The sequence below is a fragment of the Lachnospiraceae bacterium oral taxon 096 genome (assembly GCA_018141845.1).
Lineage (GTDB): Bacteria > Bacillota > Clostridia > Lachnospirales > Lachnospiraceae > F0428.
The window spans coordinates 1782265-1801253 of the sequence record CP073340.1 but is presented as its reverse complement, the minus strand read 5'-3'; the positions used below and the strand labels follow the sequence as shown (position 1 = coordinate 1801253).

Genomic DNA, 18989 nt, shown 5'->3' with positions numbered 1-18989 from the left:
AAATGAATAGAAATACTGAACGATTATACAATGGTATCATCAAAGAAAACCCTACTTTTGTATTGATGTTGGGAATGTGTCCAACACTTGCTGTTACAACATCCGTTATCAATGCCTTAGGTATGGGACTTTCGACAACCGCCGTATTGATGTTTTCCAATATGATTATTGGTGCAATGAGAAATATCATTCCCGACAGAGTGAGAATTCCAGCATTTATTGTTATTGTTGCATCTTTAGTAACGGTTGTACAGCTCTTAATGCAAGGATACTTTCCAGCACTTTACACTTCGCTGGGCATTTATATTCCTTTGATTGTTGTCAACTGTATTATTCTTGGACGCGCGGAGTCCTACGCATCAAAGAATCCTGCTATTCCAAGCTTTTTTGATGGACTTGGTATGGGACTTGGATTTACGATTTCTCTTAGCTGTATTGCCTTTGTTCGTGAGCTAATTGGAGCAGGTGCCATCTTAGGATTTGAAATTATCCCACAGGACTTTAGAATTTCCATCTTTGTCCTTGCACCTGGTGCATTCTTTGTATTAGCTGTGCTCTCTGCATTGCAAAATAAATTAAAGATGCCAAGTGCAACCAATGGTTCTGTTGTCCGTTCTGAACTTTCTTGTGGTGGCGATTGCTTGCATTGTCATGGGGCAAGCAGTGTAGAAAATCACATTACTTTAGCTGAAGAAGTGGCTAAAGAAGCAGAAAAGAAAAAAGAGGCTGCTGCCAAGGCAGCACAAGTAAAGAAGGGAGAATAAACGATGAGAGATCTTATTTTATTGCTCATTAGTTCCATACTCGTCAGCAATGTTGTATTGAGCCGTTTCCTAGGACTATGCCCCTTCCTTGGTGTTTCAAAGAAGGTAGAAACAGCCTCTGGAATGGGAATTGCCGTTGTCTTTGTCATTACGCTGTCTTCTATTTTGGCTGATCGTATTTATAAATTGGTATTGATTCCTACGCACCTTGAATATATGCAAACGATTGTATTTATTCTTTTAATCGCAGCACTTGTACAATTTGTAGAAATGTTTATGAAAAAGAATATGCATAGTCTGTATGAATCTTTAGGTGTGTACCTTCCACTGATCACAACGAATTGTGCTGTACTTGGTGTGGCTCTTGACAATGTTGCTAAGGAATACAATTTCGCACAGAGTATTATTTACGGTGTAGGTACATCATGTGGCTTTGCACTTTCTATCGTTTTACTTGCGGGTATTCGTGAGAAAATTAATGAGTCAGAAGTTCCTTTCAACTTTCGGGGAATGCCAATTGTATTGGTTACCGCAGGATTAATGGCCATTGCCTTTTGTGGATTCTCAGGACTGATTTAAGAGGGAGGAAAATATGATAACAGGTGTAATTATTGCCGCCATTGTTGTTGGTGTTGTTGGCATCTTGGTTGGTGTGTTATTGGGCGTAGCCAGCGAAAAATTTGCAATTGAAGTTGATCCAAGAGAAATTGCAGTCAGAGAAGCGCTTCCAGGAAATAACTGTGGTGGTTGTGGATATCCAGGTTGTGATGGTTTGGCAAAGGCCATTGCCTGTGGAGAAGCAGAAGTAAACCGCTGTCCAGTAGGTGGTGCTCCAGTAGCTGCAGTGATCGCAGAAATTATGGGTGTTTCTGCTGGAGAGAGCGAAAAAAAGGTCGCCTTTGTTCGCTGTAAGGGAACATGCGATAAGAGCAAAGAAAAATACAATTACTTTGGTATCACAGATTGTAATCAAGCGAGTGTTGTTCCAGGATTTGGCGGAAAGTCTTGTTCCTATGGATGTATGGGATTTGGTTCCTGCGTCAAGGCATGTGCATTTGATGCTATTCATATTGTCGATGGAATTTCAGTTGTTGACAAAGAAAAATGCGTTGCCTGCGGAAAGTGCGTGGAGGCTTGTCCAAAGAAATTGATTGAGCTTGTACCATATCAATCCCATCATCTTGTACAGTGCTATTCACAGGATAAAGGAAAAGATGTGAAAAGTCATTGTAGTGTGGGCTGCATTGGATGTACGCTCTGTACAAAACAATGTAAGTTTGATGCAATACACATGAATGGCAATGTTGCTCAGGTTGACTACAGTAAGTGTGTAAATTGTGGAGCTTGTGCACAAAAGTGTCCAACAAAGGTTATTCAAACTGACAAAAAGATTGCTTGATGGTCTTGAAAAAGAAAAAACTTTGGGGTATACTAAAAGAGATGATAAAAGTCCAGTTGCCAGAGGCCAGAGACTACATTAGATAATGCATCGGTTGATTGCCTCGTTGCACAAGCGATTTCATCTATTTAATGAAAAAAAGAACGTCCAAGCGGCTAGATTCGCTGGGCGTTCTTTTTATTATCTTATCACTTGAATAGAGTATTTTTATATGATATAATGTGGATTTGAAACGCAAAACACTAAAGGAGAATCCATTTATGAGTTTAAAGGTAGAAAATTTAGAGAAAAATATGGCAAAGCTCACAATTACTGTGGCTGCTGATGATTTCACTAAAGCGATCAAGACTTCTTATGAGAAGAATAAAAACAAATTTGCTGTTCCAGGTTTTAGAAAAGGACATGCTACACAAGCTATGGTAGAAAAGCACTTTGGCTTAGGTGCATTACTTGATGATGCAATAAATGTTGCCATTGACAATTCTTATCCAGCAGCAATGCAGGAGTCAAAGCTTGAAATTGTTTCAAGACCAGAGATTACCATCACTAAAGTTGCAAAGGGCGAAGATTTTGAGTATGAGGCACTTGTTGCTGTATACCCTGAGGTTAAGTTAAATAACTATAAGGGAATTGAAGTAGAAAAGGCCAATGCTGAAGTGACCGATGAGGATATTGAAAATGCGTTAAAGGGCGAGCAAGATCGCAACTCTCGTATGGTGACTGTAGAAGGTCGTGCCATTGAAGAGGGAGATCACACAGTGATTGACTTTGATGGTTCTATTGATGGCGTGCACTTTGAGGGTGGAAAGGGTGAAGATTATCCATTAGTTATTGGATCCCATGCCTTTATTGAAGGATTTGAGGAACAAATCAAGGGACATAATATCGGTGAGAGTTTTGATGTTCATGTTACTTTCCCAGAAAATTATGCTGCAAAAGATCTTGCTGGTAAGGCTGCTGTATTTGCTGTAACGATTAAGGATGCAAAGAAGAAGGAACTTCCTGAACTCAATGATGAGTTTGCAAGTGAGGTGAGCGAATTTGATACCCTCGATGCATTTAAGGAAGACTTAAAGAAGAAGCTTGCTGTTGCAAAGGAAGAGAATGCGAAGATTGCGAATGAGAACACTGTTGTAGATAAGGTATCTGCACAGGCAGAAGTTGATATTCCAGATCCAATGCTTGACTCAACGATTGATCAAATGGTCAATGACTATGCAAGACGTATGCAAAGCCAAGGCATTCCTCTTGATCAGTTTATGGAATTTACTGGAACAACAATGGAGCAGATTAGAGAGCAGATGAAGCCACAGGCTTTCCAGAGAGTTCGCAATAGAGTTGTTTTAGAGGCCGTAGTGAAGGCAGAAAATATTGCAGCAACTGAGGAAGAGATCAATGCTGAGCTTCAAAAGATGGCAGATCAGTACAAGATGGATATTGAAAAGATCAAAGAGATCTTTAATGCACAGGGTCTTGATCAATTAAAGCAGGATCTTGCTGTTCAAAAGGCAGTAAACTTCCTTGTAGAGAATGCAAAGTTCGTTTAATTCAATAATAAACTAAGGAGGTAAAAAGTTATGAGTTTAGTCCCTACAGTCATCGAATCGACAAGTCGTGGCGAACGTGCATTTGACATTTATTCGAGATTACTTAAGGACAGAATCATCTTCTTAGCTGATGAAGTCAATGATGTGACCGCAAGCCTTGTTGTCGCTCAGATTTTATTTCTTGAATCTGAGGATCCAACAAAGGACATTAATTTATACATCAACAGTCCAGGAGGAAGCGTTGTTTCTGGAATGGCCATCTATGACACAATGCAATATGTAAAGTGTGATGTTTCCACCATTTGTATGGGTATGGCTGCAAGTATGGGTGCGTTTTTGCTTGCTGGTGGAACAAAGGGAAAAAGATTTGCTCTTCCAAATGCAGAGATTATGATCCATCAGCCATCAGGTGGTGCACAAGGACAGGCGACAGAGATTAAAATTGCAGCAGAACACATCTTAAAGACCAAGAAAAAGATGAATGAGATGCTGGCAGCAAATACAGGTCAGCCAATCGAAGTGATTGAGCGAGACACTGAGCGAGACAATTATATGACCGCTCAGGAAGCCCTAGAATATGGTCTTATTGACCAAGTGATTGAGCATCACTAGGAGGAAATATGGCAGGAAAATCTGACGACAAAAAGAAAGCTGTTTGTTCCTTTTGTGGCAGACCAGAGGATAAGTTTAGAAAACTCTTTGTAGGTCATAATGCATTTATTTGTAATGAATGTGTTGGTATTTGCAGTGAGATTATCGAGGAAGAGGCACATGATAAGGCTTCGGCAGACTTTGCAGAAATTAACTTGCTCAAACCAAAGGAAATTAAAAAATTTCTAGATGAGTATGTCATTGGTCAGGATGAGGCAAAAAAGGTGCTCTCTGTTGCGGTATATAATCATTATAAGCGAATTACAGCAACATCTAAATCCGATGTCGAAATTCAAAAGAGTAATATTTTGATGCTTGGACCAACAGGATCAGGAAAAACCTATCTTGCACAGACATTGGCAAAGATTTTAAATGTTCCATTTGCCATTGCAGATGCGACAACATTGACAGAAGCTGGATATGTAGGTGAGGATGTCGAAAATATTTTGCTCAAACTGATTCAAGCTGCGGATGGCAATGTCGCTAGGGCAGAATATGGTATCGTCTATATTGACGAGATTGATAAAATTACCAAAAAATCAGAAAATGTCTCCATTACAAGAGATGTATCCGGAGAGGGGGTACAGCAGGCACTTCTAAAAATTTTGGAAGGAAGTGTTGCCAATGTTCCACCACAAGGGGGAAGAAAGCACCCACACCAAGAGCTAATTCAAATCGACACCACCAATATCCTCTTTATTTGTGGAGGTGCATTTGATGGATTGGAAAAGATTATCGAACGAAGACTAAGTAAGGGAAGCATTGGATTTAATGCAGAGGTTGTTGAGAAAAATTCTCAAGCTGTGGATGAGCTTTTCCGTCAAGTTATGCCACAAGATTTGGTAAAGTTTGGCCTAATTCCAGAATTTATCGGTCGTGTCCCGATCACGGTTTCTCTTGATTTACTCGATGAGGATGCACTTGTTCGTATTTTGGTTGAGCCAAAGAATGCCTTGACCAAACAGTATCAAAAGCTCTTTGAACTTGATGATGTTAAACTTGAATTTACAGATGATGCCATCCATGAAGTGGCCAAACTTGCTGTCGATCGAAAGACTGGAGCAAGGGGATTGCGCTCCATTATGGAAGATGTCATGATGGATATGATGTATGAAATTCCATCGAATGAAAGCATTGGCATATGTAAGATCAATAAAGAAGCGATTGATGGCGGAGAGCCTGAAGTGACTTTTCGAGATGTGAAGGTAAAGAAGACAGAATAGAAGACAAAAAATGCGTTTGCCTCAAGGCAAACGCATTTTTTTAAGTAAGAACGAAGAGGAGGAAAAATATGATTATTAAGAGTGCAGAATTAGAGACGGTATGTGGTATAACAAGCACCTTTCCTGACAATGATTTTCCAGAAATTGCCTTTGCGGGAAAATCAAATGTAGGAAAATCAAGTTTAATTAATGCATTGATGAACCGAAGATCCCTAGCTAGGACTTCATCATCGCCTGGAAAAACACAGACCATCAATTACTATAAGATCAATGGGAATTTATATTTTGTCGATTTGCCAGGCTATGGATATGCCAAGGCATCAGAAGAAGTAAAAGCACAATGGGGAAAGATGATTGAGCGATATTTGCACACTTCAAAACAATTGTGCGGTGTATTCTTGTTGATTGACATTCGCCACGCACCATCAGAAAATGACAAACTAATGTATCATTGGATTTGTCATCAAGGATATGAACCTATCATTATTGCGACTAAGTTGGACAAAATAAAGAGAAGTCAGATTCAAAAGCAAATAAAGATAATAAAAGAAGGGCTCAATTGTAGCGAAAACACCACAATTTTACCCTTCTCCTCACAGTCCAAACAAGGAAAAGAAGAGCTCTATGCCTTGATTGAAAAGATTGTTAACCAAGAAGGTTAAAAGATAGATATTGGTAAATTTCTTGACATTTGTCACGCCAGTTATCACACATATGTGCAGCAGTTTCTTCATCAGGAACAGATAAATCAAGGCTAATGAGAATGTTTTTTCCTTCGCGCACTTCACAATGAACCACATAATCGAGGTTGGAAGTCTGGTAGTAATCGGCGATATTTCCAACCTCATTGCGCAATTTAAACTTATTTTCCTTGATGTATTCATCAATTTCATTCATAATCGGTGGAGAAATTTTATGGCTAAAGTACTTTAACGTTTCCTCTCCATCCTTTGTAATTTCATAGCGCGATGCATGGTGATTGGAACGGACATGAATTAATTTGGCCTCCACAAGTTCAGATATCGTCTCTTGAAAAGAAAAATAATCTGTGTACTTATGATTTAAAAAGAACTCCGACATTTGTGCATTGGTCAAGGTAAAGTTGACGCGGTTTAACATATACAAAACCATCAATTTATAAAGGATTGTCGTTACAGACATCGTTGACCTCCACTTTCCTATATAATATAACATCATACCAAGCTTAATCTTTTAATTCAAGTATAATTGTAATTTTAAAGTTATTTATGCTATAATGGTACAAGCCGCTTGAGGTAGAGAATATAAATTTAGAATGGGTGCTTTATGAGAGAGAAAATCAATCGACTAGCTAAGGGAATCATCGATCAAGTTCTTCCAGAAATTTCTGTAATTCCAGAAAATATTGATATGCCAGTAAAATCAGGCGAAATAATTAAAATAGAAATCAATATTGAGAGCAAAAATCGCATATATGCAAAGGGATTAGTTTATTCTTCCAATTATCGCGTAAGAGTTCTTGCGCCTTCTTTTGGTGGAATAAAAAATAAAGTAACCTTAGAGATTGATACTCGCTTTTTAAATCCCAAAGAGGTAATGAAAGGCCAGCTCGACCTTGTGACCAATGCAGGGGAAATGGTTTTGCCTTTTTCATTTACGGTTGTACCTGGGCAAAATACGGACATTTTAGATGATATTGAAAGTATTGAGGACTTTGCTCTCATTGCCAAAGCAGATTGGGAAAGTGCTCTAGAGCTTTTCCAATATAAACACTTTTTGCATGCCAAGTTTATGAATACGCCAAGACTCTGTGCTCTATATAGTGCCTTTTTTGACCGTACCAATAAAAATAATGCACTGGAGGAGTTTTTAATTGCTGCTGGAGTAAAGACTCCCGTTTACCTAAGCTTTGAACAACAAAAATTTTCATTTTCTGATCTTTTGGAGGATGTTGTCGTTGAAGTCCCAATCAAGAGAAATACGTGGGGATATCTTGGCTTTGCCATCCACGCCGATGGTGATTTTGTGGAATTATCTACTCGGATTTTAACTAATGAAAATTTTACAAATCATCAATCAAACTACACATTTACCATAAAAAAGAGCCGTCTCTATCGAGGGCACAATGTGGGAAAGATTTATTTCATCAGTGTGGGAGAAAGTTTTTGTGTAGACATTGATGTCTACTCAGGAAGTGGACAAGAGAGAAAGAAAAAATCCTACGAAACCAGAAGGTATTGGTTTGATTACACTAGGGCACGCATCGCCTTTATGACCAAGGAGAAGGAAAAAAAGGATTGTATTGCCTCCATGGTCAATGCACTTGAAAATCTAGAAGGTGAAGAAACGAAAGTCGAATATCGAAAACTATTGCTTGCTGAAGTCTATTATCTTGCAGGTGAAAAGAGTAAGGCAGCGGATATTATCGATACGATCCGAGAAAATATAAAAGAAAATCGTTTGGATCTAGTAGAAGAATATCTTCTTTTAGAATACCTTGAAGTTGTTGTCTTTGCAAAGGAAAGTAAACGACCAAGCCTTATTCGCTTAATGAGAAGAATGATTACGGAAAATCATCTTCATCAATTATTGCCAAGACTGATTCATCTTGACATCGCATTACAAAATGATGCGTCGGAATTGTTTGAGTTATATAAAGTTGTATATCAAGATGGTTGTACCAGCCCTTACCTCTATATTTGTTATTGTCAATTTTTGGCAAAGCACACTGAATTTTTGCATGATATTGGTGCTTTTGAAGTCCATGCTTTTTGCTGTGGTGCAAAGTATCATGCAATTAGTAGAGAACTGGCCGAAATCATTGCCAAACGTGCCATTAGTATTCGTTCATTTGAAGGCTTACATTTTCAGTTACTTAAGAAGTTATATAAGGATACACCAGAGCGAGAATTTTTATCAGGAATTTGTTCTGCACTATTAAGAGGGAAGATAAAGGATAACAGCGTCCACTATTGGTATCAACTTGGCATTGAACAGCAGATTGCTCTGACTGGCATCAATGAGGCCTTTATTTTATCTTTACCAAAAAACTATGACCAAGTCATTCCCGAAGAGGTGCTTTGGTATTTTGCAGATAAAAAAAGACTTCTTGACCAACAGCATAGAGCCTATCTGTATGCCAATATTTTATCCTTTTATCCAAAAAATAGCGAAATTTACCTCGCCTATATTGATGAAATGACAAGTTATGCCCTAGAAGAGGCAAAACAAGCCCATATTGATTCTTCTCTTGCTGTGATTTATCAGGAAGTTTTATCTGTAGACATTGTGGATGAACAGTTGGCAAGGGTTTTGCCATCCATTCTTTGTGCCTATCGCATTCAAAAGGTAGATCCTTTGATTAAACAAGTGGTGGTCATCTATCCACAATTAAAAGGAGAGCATATTTATGCATTTGAAGATGGCGAAAGCTTCATTCCCATTCCAACAGATGATACTATTGTTTTATTCCAAGATGCCTATGGAAATCGCTATGCTCGGTTTGGCAACGAAGCACAGATGGCTCTGGATCTTGTGGATGTGTTGACGCAGTGTTACCATATATATCCGTCGCATCCATTATTGCACATTGCAAATTTAAAGCATATGGTAGAGCAAGAACAAGTAGATGCCACAAAAGCTGAACTATTACAGGATGCAATGCGTGATGTAAAAATTACTGCTGCCTTTAAGACAAAGATTTTATCTGTTCTGGTTCAATTTTATCAGCAACAGGCCATGGAGCAGTGGTCTTTGGGGGCAGATGAGTTTTTAGACAGCATTGATAAGAGTTTACTCGACCAAAAGGAACGCCAGCTCATTTGCAATACCTTTATTGCCAGAGGAAGAGTGAAAAAAGCCTATGCTATGATAAAGACATTTGGTTGCGATAAGCTTTCTTCAAAAGACTTATCCAATCTTTGCACGAAACTATTAATCAATCAAGAAAAGATCGATGATGATCTCTTGCTTAACTTAGTTTTCACTTCGGTTATCAATGGTTGTCAAGAGGAGATTATCCTTGATTTTGCAGCAAAAAAATATAATGGTAGTAGCAAAAATATGTATCTTCTCTTAGAAAAAGCCATTGAAGTTGGAGCAAAGACAGCGGATTTAGAAGAACGCCTGCTGGCCCAGATGCTCTTTAGTAACCACAGCGAGCATATTGATCAGACTTTTTACTGGTATATCAGTCGAATGAAAGTCAGTGACACTTTGGTAAAAGCATTTTTTAGTTTGAAATCCTATGCCTATTTTGTTGAACATGAAGATACCTCTTTACAAGTATTTGAGTATCTAGAGGCCAGTATGGAGACAAGCTCAAATATTCAAAAGATCCCTCTTCTTTATGCCATGGCACTGACAAAGTATTACACTACAAAAGACATATTAAGTGAAAGACAAAAGGCTTTAGCAAAAAGCTTAGTCTTTTTACTGATTGAAGAAGATATTCTCTTTGATTACTACAAAAAGCTTGCAAAGTTTATTCCGATTCCTGAAGAAATTTTGGAAAGCTCCATTTTGGTCTATCACACGAAGGGAGAGGAAATTTTCTTGCACAGCAAGGTTTCACCGTATGACAAAGAATATCATAGAGACAACATAAGAAATATGTATCAAAACTTCTATGTTGCCACAAAGACGCTATTTTCTGGGGAACAGTGGGACTACAAAATTTATAGCGAAAATAATGGCATTCCTTTACTTGAAGGCAGTTTAAAGGGGGAAGTGATCGATCACCACCAAGAAGATAGTCGCTTTATCTGCCTAAATAAACTGGCAAGTATTCCAAAGTCTCATTTGCAGGCTGAATTAGAAAATTATGTATGTAAAGATGCCATGACAAAGTTATTATTTACAATTCAGACAAAAGGGAGTAAAGATTAATGGAGGCCAGAGTACTGGGGATTGACCTGAGCGATGAGAGTACCACATTGGTTTACTTTGGAGAAACCGAGGCGTTGACTTTTAAAACATTGGTCGCAAGAGAAAAATTAAAAGAGACCTGGTATGTTGGGGATGATGCTTTTGACCAAAGTCTAGGAGAACTTACCCTGACAGATCGACTGTTGACTTTGACAGCCAAGCATGGAACCGCAACCATTCAGGGGAAAAAGTATCATGGCAATGAATTATTACGTCACTTTCTCAAAGAAATCATTGAAAAGAGCGTCAATAAATTTGATGCCCGATACCCAGATGAAATTGTCATTTCCATACCAAAAGTAGAATCGGACATTACCAATCAGATTATGGATTGTTTTGTTGACTTGGGCTACTATAGATCACATATTCATGTCATTAGTCGAAGTGAGAGTTTTATCTATTATGTGATGAGCCAAAATAAAGATATGTGGACAAACAATGTCGGACTCTTTTTTGTATCCGATACCAAAATCCATTACTATGAACTTCGGGTGCATCGAGGTAGTGGACCAAAGCCTGTAGTGATTGCACAGCGAGAGGATATCCATGAAGGATTTGACCAAGATATCCTCAACACACCAAAGGGGATTAAAATTGCTGATGATATCCTGACTTCGATTGGAAAAGAAGTCTTAGCTAGAAAAATCTTTTCTTCGATTTTATTGGTGGGACGATGCTTTTCTGAAGTTTCTTGGGCAGAAAATTTTATGCGTGTGGTATGTCAGCGAAGAAAAGTTTATTCTGAGCAAGCTCTTTTTGCTATGGGTGCTTGCTATAGAGGTGTGGATTTTGCAAGCCCAAAATCACCATTTCATTTTACTTGCATTTGCGATGGAAGATTAAGTTCTACGGTATCGCTTCCATTAATCCATAAGACCAAAGAATGTGATACCCCGATTGCTAGGGCGGGAGATAATTGGTACACAGCTTCTAGTCAATGGCGAATGATTGCAGACGGAGTCAATTCACTTGACTTTAAGATTACCCCACTTGACCTTCGAAAGCGGAGAATGAAAGTGGTGAAGATTTCACTTGACTTTTTACCAAAAAGGCCACAAAAGACTCGACGCATCGATGTAAGGACTGTATTTAAAGATGCACAGACGATGATGGTAGAAATCAAAGATGCGGGCTTTGGAGACATCTATCCCATGGGCAAAAGAGCCCATTTAATTAAAGAGGTGAACTTATGGGATTAATTGTATGTGAACAAAGTGAGGTTTTACATCCTCTCTATATTGCAGAATTAAATATTCATGTCTATTCTTTGGAAGAATTATTGTATGTCGTTTATGAAAATCCTATTCTTGCCAGAGAAAGCTTGATTTCTCAACCACTGTTTGAGTTTTTAGATTTGGAGCTTGGACTTTTGCAATTCAGTTCCTATCTGCAAAAAATGAAAAAAGAACAGGCTTCTAATGATGAGATTTTATTGACTCTTCTTGACTGTACCCGTATGTATAGTGCTGTTGAACTCAATCACTATCGAAAAAAACTGGAAGCTTATCGAAAATTGCATAGAGCAGAATATTTATTTGAAATGGCGAATACACTGTTTGAACAAAAAAGATATCAACGGGCAGCAGACACTTATCAAAAAGTATTGAATTTTCCAAAAGACATGGTCGTTACGGACGAATTTTTAGCGAGTGTTCATGCCAATCTTGGCAGTGCATATGCCAATCTTTTTCTTTTTTTAGACGCCTATAAAGAATATGCCATCGCCTACAATCAGATAAAGGATAGGCACTGTCTAAAAGAGATGTATCATATTATGCTCATTGCTCCTGATTTAAGCTTTGATGAACAATATTTTCAAGACCTCGATGAACAGAGCAAGAAGGAATGGGATGCAGAATTTAGAGATAGCCTAGAACAGGCAACATCGCTTCCAATATTGAAAGAAATTTCACAATGGTTTTCCCATGACCATACCGATGACACAGACAAAAAAGTGGAGTCGATCATTCAGACCTGGAAACAGGAATACCGAAATATGATGTAGAGGAGACAAAATGAAGGAACTAGAAAAAAATTATAATCCATCCCAAATGGAGGGAAAAACCTATGAAAAATGGCTAAAGATGAAATATTTTCACGCCAAAGTCGACCGTGACAAAAAGCCATTTACCATTGTCATGCCACCGCCAAATATTACGGGGCAATTACATATGGGACATGCACTAGATAATACAATGCAAGATATTTTGATCCGATATAAGCGAATGCAAGGATTTGAAGCTTTGTGGCAACCAGGAACCGATCATGCGGCCATTGCCACAGAAGTAAAAGTGATCAATCGCCTAAAAGACCAAGGCATCGATAAACATGATCTTGGAAGAGATGGATTTTTAGAAGAAGTTTGGAAATGGAAAGAAGAATATGGCTCAAAAATCATTAATCAGCTCTACAAACTTGGTGTCAGTGCTGACTGGGACAGAGAGCGATTTACCATGGATGAGGGCTGTTCAGAGGCTGTTCAGGAAGTCTTTATTCAGCTCTATAAAAAAGGATACATCTATCGTGGTTCAAGAATTATCAACTGGTGCCCGATCTGCCAGACTTCGATTTCTGATGCGGAAGTTGAACATGTCGATCAAGACGGATTTTTCTGGCACATTCTTTATCCGATCGTTAAAGAAGAGGGAAAGTTTGTAGAAATTGCAACAACAAGACCAGAGACCTTGCTTGGCGATATGGCTGTGGCTGTCCATCCAGAGGATGAGCGATATCAAGACCTCATTGGAAAAAGAGTGCAGTTGCCACTGACGAATAGAACAATTCCTGTGATTGCCGATGAATATGTAGATAAAGAGTTTGGAACTGGCTGTGTAAAGATTACCCCTGCACATGATCCAAATGACTTTGAAGTGGGAAAACGCCACAACTTAGAAGAACTTTGTATTATGCATGATGATGCAACAATCGATTGTCCAGGTTCAAAGTATGACAAAATGGACCGCTATGAAGCTAGAAAAGCAATGGTTGAAGATTTAAAGGCACAGGGACTTTTAGTAAAGGTTGTTCCTCACCGCCATAATGTCGGTACACATGATCGTTGCAAATCAACGGTTGAGCCAATGATTAAGCAGCAGTGGTTTGTCAAGATGGAAGAAATGGCTAAGCCGGCGATTTCTGCTATTGAAAATGGCGATTTACAATTTATTCCAGAAAGTTATGGAAAAACTTATTTACATTGGCTGGAAAACATTAAGGATTGGTGTATTTCTAGACAAATTTGGTGGGGGCATCGCATACCTGCTTACTATTGCGAGCAATGTGGTGACATTGTTGTTTCTAAAACAAAACCGACGACTTGTGAAAAGTGTGGTTGTACGCACTTTGTACAAGATGAAGATACACTAGATACTTGGTTTTCTTCTGCTCTTTGGCCATTTTCGACTTTGGGTTGGCCAAAACACACCGAAGAACTCGATTATTTTTACCCAACAGATGTCTTAGTGACAGGATATGATATTATCTTTTTCTGGGTTGTTCGAATGGTATTTTCTGGCTATGAGCAGACAGGAAAGAGTCCTTTTCACACCGTACTCATTCATGGACTTGTTCGAGATTCTCAAGGTAGAAAGATGAGTAAATCTCTTGGCAATGGTATTGATCCACTCGAAGTGATTGAAAAATATGGTGCCGATGCCCTTCGAATGACATTAATGACCGGCAATGCTCCTGGAAATGATATGCGTTTTTATTGGGAAAGAGTCGAGGCCAGTCGAAACTTTGCCAATAAGGTTTGGAATGCCTCTCGCTTTATTATGATGAATTTAAAGGATGATGCCTATAAAAATACTCCGCTTTCTTCTCTCACTCTTGCTGATCGATGGATTTTGTCAAAAGCCAATACTCTTGTTCAAGATGTGACCGAAAATCTGGATAAATATGAGCTCGGTATCGCCCTATCAAAGGTCTATGATTTTGTATGGGAAGAATTCTGTGATTGGTACATTGAAATGGTAAAACCTCGTCTTTGGAGTGAAACAGATACGACAAAAAATGCTGCGCTTTGGACACTAAAGACTGTCTTAAATGATATGTTAAAGCTTCTTCACCCTTATATGCCATTTATTACGGAAGAAATCTTTTGTAACTTAAATGAGCAAGAGGAAACGATTATGCTTTCTCCTTGGCCAAAGTATCAAGAAAAGTATCATCTGCCTGTCGAAGAATCCAAGGTGGAGACCATCAAAGAAGCTGTGCGAAATATCCGAAATGTGAGAAGTTCTATGAATGTTCCACCAAGTAAGAAGGCTTTGGTCTATGTTGTTACGGAAAATGAGGAGATTGCAAAGATCTTTGATGAATCAAAACATTTCTTTAGTATGCTCGCTTTAGCTTCCGATGTGATTATTCAAAAGGATAAGTCAAAAATTGATGATGATGCCGTTTCTGCCGTTATTGCTGGAGCAAGTTTTTATATGCCATTTGCAGAGCTTGTGGATATTGAAAAGGAAATTGAACGCCTAAAGAAAGAAGAAAAGCGCTTAGCTGGGGAAATTGCTAGAGCAAAGGGAATGCTTGGCAATGAAAAGTTTATCAGTAAGGCACCACAGGCAAAAATTGATGAAGAAAGAGAAAAGCTTTCTGGCTATGAAAAAATGATGCAGCAGGTAACCTTACAACTTGCACATTTACAGAAATAAAGAAAGAGATGCCGATACAACAGTTTATTGAAGATCTGCCCCTCTGGGCAGCAAAAAAGAACAGTATTGCAGACATTCAAACTTTTTTGTCTGCAATGGGATCTTTAGAAAAGAAGATGAAGATCATTCATGTTGCAGGGACCAATGGAAAAGGCTCTGTCTGTGCGAACTTGACACAAATGCTTGTGGATGCTGGTTACCGTGTGGGAACTTTTATTTCTCCCCATCTTGTTCGGATCAATGAGCGAATCTTAATCAATCAAGTTCCGATTGATGATGTCAAGTTTTCTTTGGCCGCTTTAAAGATCAAGGATCTAGCCTCCACACTTTGTGCACAGGGACTTTTTCATCCAACCTATTTTGAGTTTTTGTTTTACACTGCAATCGAGGCCTTTGCTGATGCAAAGGTCGATTATTGTATATTGGAAACGGGATTGGGTGGAAGATTAGATGTCACCAATGCGATTTCTTCACCAAAGTTGACCATTATTACAAGCATTAGTTTTGATCATATGCAATATCTTGGAGAAACCATCGAAGAGATTGCGAAAGAAAAAGCAGGAATTATTAAGCCCTTGGTACCTTTAGTATTTGATGATCAATTCCCTGCTGCTTCAAAAGTGATTGAGGAGACAGCTAGGTCTTATGGGATTCAAACCTTTGCCTTGACAGAAAAAAAAGAAGTTTATTTTCCACTTCTTTCTTTTTTCAATGCCGATTATAAGAAGGACAATGCAATTTTATCCATGATGGCGATGCGGCTTCTTTGCCCAAGTTTTTCCCTAGAGAGTCAGTTAGCCTCCTTAAAGAAAGTGCAGTGGAAGGGAAGGATGCAAGAAATCATGGCGGATATCTTTGTCGATGGTGCCCACAATATTGGTGGCGTCCAAGCCTTTATTCAAGCCACTCGAACACTTTGTTCGAGTAGACAAAAAAAGCCACTTCTTTTGTTTTCTACGGTGGCAGATAAAAATTCGCAGGAGATGATTGAAAACATTTGTGATTCATTAGCCCCACAAAAAGTATGGATTCCCCACTTGCACACGCACCGTGCATCTGATACACTTACGCTTGCAGATTGGTTTCAAAAGTACACAAAAACATCCTGTGAGATTGTTACCTGCAGCAGTGTCGTCGATGCCTTTCAAAAGGCACTTTCATCAAGACAAGAGGATGAAATTTTGTTTTGTGCAGGTTCACTCTATCTTGTGGGAGAGATTTTAGGAGAATGTAATGATTAATTTTGAAAATGAAATTGTAAACTTTACACCGAGCCTAGAGGTTTCGGCAGTAGAAGATGCCATCATCAAGAGCGATATGATGGATGCCAATGACCTTTTGATGGAATTGATTAAGAAAGAAACGAGAGGACAGGACGAATAATGGATCTAAGACGGAAATGTCAGCAAATTTCCAATAGCTATTATAATCTTGGTTTAGAAAAAGCCAAAGTGAGAGACCTCTCTGGTGCAATTGTGCAATTAAAAAATGCCCTGCACTTTAATAAGTATCACACCGATGCCAGAAACCTTCTCGGTTTGATTTACTACGAAATTGGAGAGGTGGGAGAGGCCATTGTGCAGTGGGTAATCAGTAGTAATCAAAGGCCAAAAGAAAATATTGCACAGCGATATCTAGCGGATTTAAAAAAGCGAGCAGGTCGTCTGGAAATATATGAACAAAATTTGATTAAGTTTAATCAAGGTTTAAACTATGCAAACAACGGCAATCCAGATTTAGCTATTTTGACGCTGACAAGAGTTGTGCAAGAAAAACCAAGTTTTGTCAAAGCACAGCTTTTACTTGCACTTTTATATATCAATCGAGGGGAGTATAAAAAAGCAGGAAAGGCACTTTTATTGGTTTTGCGAACAGACAAGACCAATGAAAAAGCACTTCGCTATATGGCATTTGTCAAGGAAAATACAGGGCGTGCAGATATCGAAAATAAGAAAATGAGCAGTGCATTTTCTCATCGACAAATGACGGATGATGATGTTATTATTCCACCGACATATAAGGAATTCAACGGTTGGCAGACCGCACTCAACATTGGCGTTGGCATTTTAGTTGGTGCTGCTGCGGTATTATTTTTATATATGCCAACTAAAATGGCTTCTGTTTCACATAGAAGCAATGCAGAGGTTTCTTCTATCAGTGAAAAATTGAGTTCAGCAAAAATGGATAACACCGACTTACAAAAGGTCAATATAGATTTGCAATCACAGGCAGAATCTTTGTCTCAGCAGGCTGAACAGCACAGCAAGGATAATAATTATAAGTTTATCCAATATCAAAAGCTGGCGGCCATTGTCAATTATATCCGAAATAAGGATATCCCTATGGCTGCACAAATCTATGCCTATATTGATCCTGCACAGCTTGTGGATATTCCTGAAAGTGGAGTCTCCGTTCAGGAAGTCTATGCCCAAGTTTCCGCCATTCTGAATGAAAAGGGGTGGGCTCCACTTGTCAAACTTGGAGACAGCACAATGGCTTCTGGGGATCCTGCGACCGCAGCAGTTTACTATGATGAAGCCTTTAAAATTAAACCAGACCTTGTGGAAGCTTTTTATAAGCGCTCAACGGCACTTCGAGCAGCAGGGGATGCAACAACGGCCAATGAAATTTTAAAGCAATTGATTGCTAATTTCCCAACATCACCCTATGCCCCAAAAGCTCAGGCTGAGCTGAATGCAGCACAGGCCCAGACACAGCCGCAAACCCCTGCACCAGATGCAACAATCGCTTCATCACAGGCACCAACCGCAGCACAAGCTGACTCATCCGCTCAGTCCGTTGCTCCTGAGCAGACACAGCCTGCCTCCTCAGAGCAATCTTCTACACAGCCAGCACAACCAGCAGCACAAGTGACACAGGCAGCAAATGTGGCAGTCGCAGAGACTGTGGCTCCATCAGCACAATAAAGAATAGGGAGAGAAGTGTCAACTACCCATGACCTTTAAGTCATGGGCTTGTAACTGCCCAGTCGTAGTGACGGCTTATGCCTTTGACCTTTATTCCAATAGGTATTCCTACCTAAAGTGGCATTACATTGAACAAATCCAGATAAGTAGACATGGTTTCATCCAATAAAACCTTACTGTCTGTATCAACAGATATCTGAATTTTAGCTGTAACTGTCATCTGTTCCATAAGTACGCCTCCCTGTTATTCCACACCGAAAGGATTTTATTTATGAAAATTTTTATTATGCGTCATGGAGAGACGGATTTTAATCAAGCTCATCGCTTGCAAGGACAGAAAGATATTCCACTCAATGAAAATGGAAGAGATCAAGCTCGACTTGCAGCAGAGGAGTTTCGACAAAGAGGAATTCTCTTTAACCGAGTTATTTCTAGTCCTTTGTTTAGAGCTCGAGAGACGGCAAAAATCGTTTCCAGGCAAGAAGACATGGAAATCTTTAATAGCCTTATGGAAATTGATTTTGGACGCTATGAGGGCATAAAATATGAAGATATTGATGAGAATATGAGAAACTTTTTTCACGATCCTCAGAAATTTATTCCAATGAGAAAAATGGAAAGCTATACACATCTTTTTGAGCGCATTTCTCATTTTTTAGACTGGCTAAAGCAGTTAGAAGGAGAAGGAAATCTCTTAATCCTTTCCCATGGAGCAGCCATTCATGCGATGATGAATCAAATTTATCAACTAAAATTATACGACTTTTGGAAACAGCCAATAGGAAATTGTGGGTATTTTGTCGTTGAAATTCAAGATGGTCAATTTAGGGTCGTTGAAGAAAATTTTCGAGATGGAAAGAACAATTATTTAAAAAAATAGCAATAAAACGGAGAGCCTTCAAGATGAAAGCTCTC

16 protein-coding genes are annotated in these 18989 nt (G+C 38.9%); 15 read left to right on the top strand and 1 reads right to left on the bottom strand.

Annotated features, from left to right (window positions below):
- Positions 1 to 2: 2 nt before the first annotated feature.
- From J5A74_08710 to J5A74_08680, 7 genes are all read left to right on the top strand, one after another.
- Positions 3 to 764 carry an electron transport complex subunit E gene (locus tag J5A74_08710; GenBank protein ID QUI95453.1) on the top strand — a complete coding sequence of 254 codons (762 nt, stop codon included), beginning with the start codon at positions 3 to 5 and terminating at the stop codon, positions 762 to 764.
- A 3-nt stretch (positions 765 to 767) separates the two neighbouring features.
- Entirely contained in the window at positions 768 to 1343 is a 576-nt protein-coding gene (gene rsxA / locus J5A74_08705; GenBank protein ID QUI95452.1) for an electron transport complex subunit RsxA, read from the top strand.
- A 13-nt stretch (positions 1344 to 1356) separates the two neighbouring features.
- Entirely contained in the window at positions 1357 to 2163 is an 807-nt protein-coding gene (locus J5A74_08700) for an RnfABCDGE type electron transport complex subunit B (protein QUI95451.1), read from the top strand.
- A 260-nt stretch (positions 2164 to 2423) separates the two neighbouring features.
- Entirely contained in the window at positions 2424 to 3710 is a 1287-nt protein-coding gene (gene tig / locus J5A74_08695; GenBank protein QUI95450.1) for a trigger factor, read from the top strand.
- 30 nt (positions 3711 to 3740) lie between these two features.
- Positions 3741 to 4322, top strand: coding sequence for an ATP-dependent Clp endopeptidase proteolytic subunit ClpP (gene clpP / locus J5A74_08690; GenBank protein ID QUI95449.1), 582 nt, complete (start codon positions 3741 to 3743; stop codon positions 4320 to 4322).
- An 8-nt stretch (positions 4323 to 4330) separates the two neighbouring features.
- The gene (gene clpX, locus J5A74_08685) at positions 4331 to 5584 is read left to right on the top strand and encodes an ATP-dependent Clp protease ATP-binding subunit ClpX (GenBank protein ID QUI95448.1); all 1254 of its coding nucleotides are present in this window, start codon (positions 4331 to 4333) and stop codon (positions 5582 to 5584) included.
- A gap of 68 nt (positions 5585 to 5652) precedes the next feature.
- On the top strand, positions 5653 to 6246 hold the full coding sequence (locus J5A74_08680; GenBank protein QUI95447.1) for a YihA family ribosome biogenesis GTP-binding protein: 594 nt from the start codon (positions 5653 to 5655) through the stop codon (positions 6244 to 6246).
- Here the strand turns inward: J5A74_08680 and J5A74_08675 are convergent.
- The gene (locus J5A74_08675; GenBank protein ID QUI95446.1) at positions 6230 to 6745 is read right to left on the bottom strand and encodes a DUF4364 family protein; all 516 of its coding nucleotides are present in this window, start codon (positions 6743 to 6745) and stop codon (positions 6230 to 6232) included. The two genes, J5A74_08680 and J5A74_08675, sit on opposite strands and share 17 nt — an antisense overlap.
- A gap of 144 nt (positions 6746 to 6889) precedes the next feature.
- Here J5A74_08675 and J5A74_08670 point away from each other — a divergent pair, with 144 nt between their 5' ends.
- The 8 genes from J5A74_08670 (at position 6890) to J5A74_08635 (ending at position 18954) form a co-directional block, all read left to right on the top strand.
- Entirely contained in the window at positions 6890 to 10450 is a 3561-nt protein-coding gene (locus J5A74_08670) for a hypothetical protein (GenBank protein ID QUI95445.1), read from the top strand.
- Positions 10450 to 11688, top strand: a complete 1239-nt coding sequence (locus J5A74_08665) for a hypothetical protein (GenBank protein QUI95444.1) — start codon at positions 10450 to 10452, stop codon at positions 11686 to 11688. The genes J5A74_08670 and J5A74_08665 overlap by 1 nt, the downstream gene beginning before the upstream one ends.
- Entirely contained in the window at positions 11679 to 12494 is an 816-nt protein-coding gene (locus J5A74_08660) for a hypothetical protein (protein ID QUI95443.1), read from the top strand. The genes J5A74_08665 and J5A74_08660 overlap by 10 nt, the downstream gene beginning before the upstream one ends.
- Positions 12495 to 12504: 10 nt before the next feature.
- Complete coding sequence (locus J5A74_08655) at positions 12505 to 15147, top strand: valine--tRNA ligase (GenBank protein QUI95442.1); 2643 nt, start codon at positions 12505 to 12507, stop codon at positions 15145 to 15147.
- An 8-nt stretch (positions 15148 to 15155) separates the two neighbouring features.
- Positions 15156 to 16388 (top strand): bifunctional folylpolyglutamate synthase/dihydrofolate synthase, encoded by a 1233-nt coding sequence (locus J5A74_08650; protein QUI95441.1) that lies wholly within the window; start codon positions 15156 to 15158, stop codon positions 16386 to 16388.
- Positions 16381 to 16530 carry a hypothetical protein gene (locus J5A74_08645; GenBank protein ID QUI95440.1) on the top strand — a complete coding sequence of 50 codons (150 nt, stop codon included), beginning with the start codon at positions 16381 to 16383 and terminating at the stop codon, positions 16528 to 16530. Before J5A74_08650 ends, J5A74_08645 begins: the two co-directional genes overlap by 8 nt.
- Entirely contained in the window at positions 16530 to 18074 is a 1545-nt protein-coding gene (locus J5A74_08640; protein QUI95439.1) for a tetratricopeptide repeat protein, read from the top strand. Before J5A74_08645 ends, J5A74_08640 begins: the two co-directional genes overlap by 1 nt.
- Positions 18075 to 18345: 271 nt before the next feature.
- Positions 18346 to 18954, top strand: a complete 609-nt coding sequence (locus J5A74_08635) for a histidine phosphatase family protein (protein ID QUI95438.1) — start codon at positions 18346 to 18348, stop codon at positions 18952 to 18954.
- Positions 18955 to 18989: the final 35 nt, after the last annotated feature.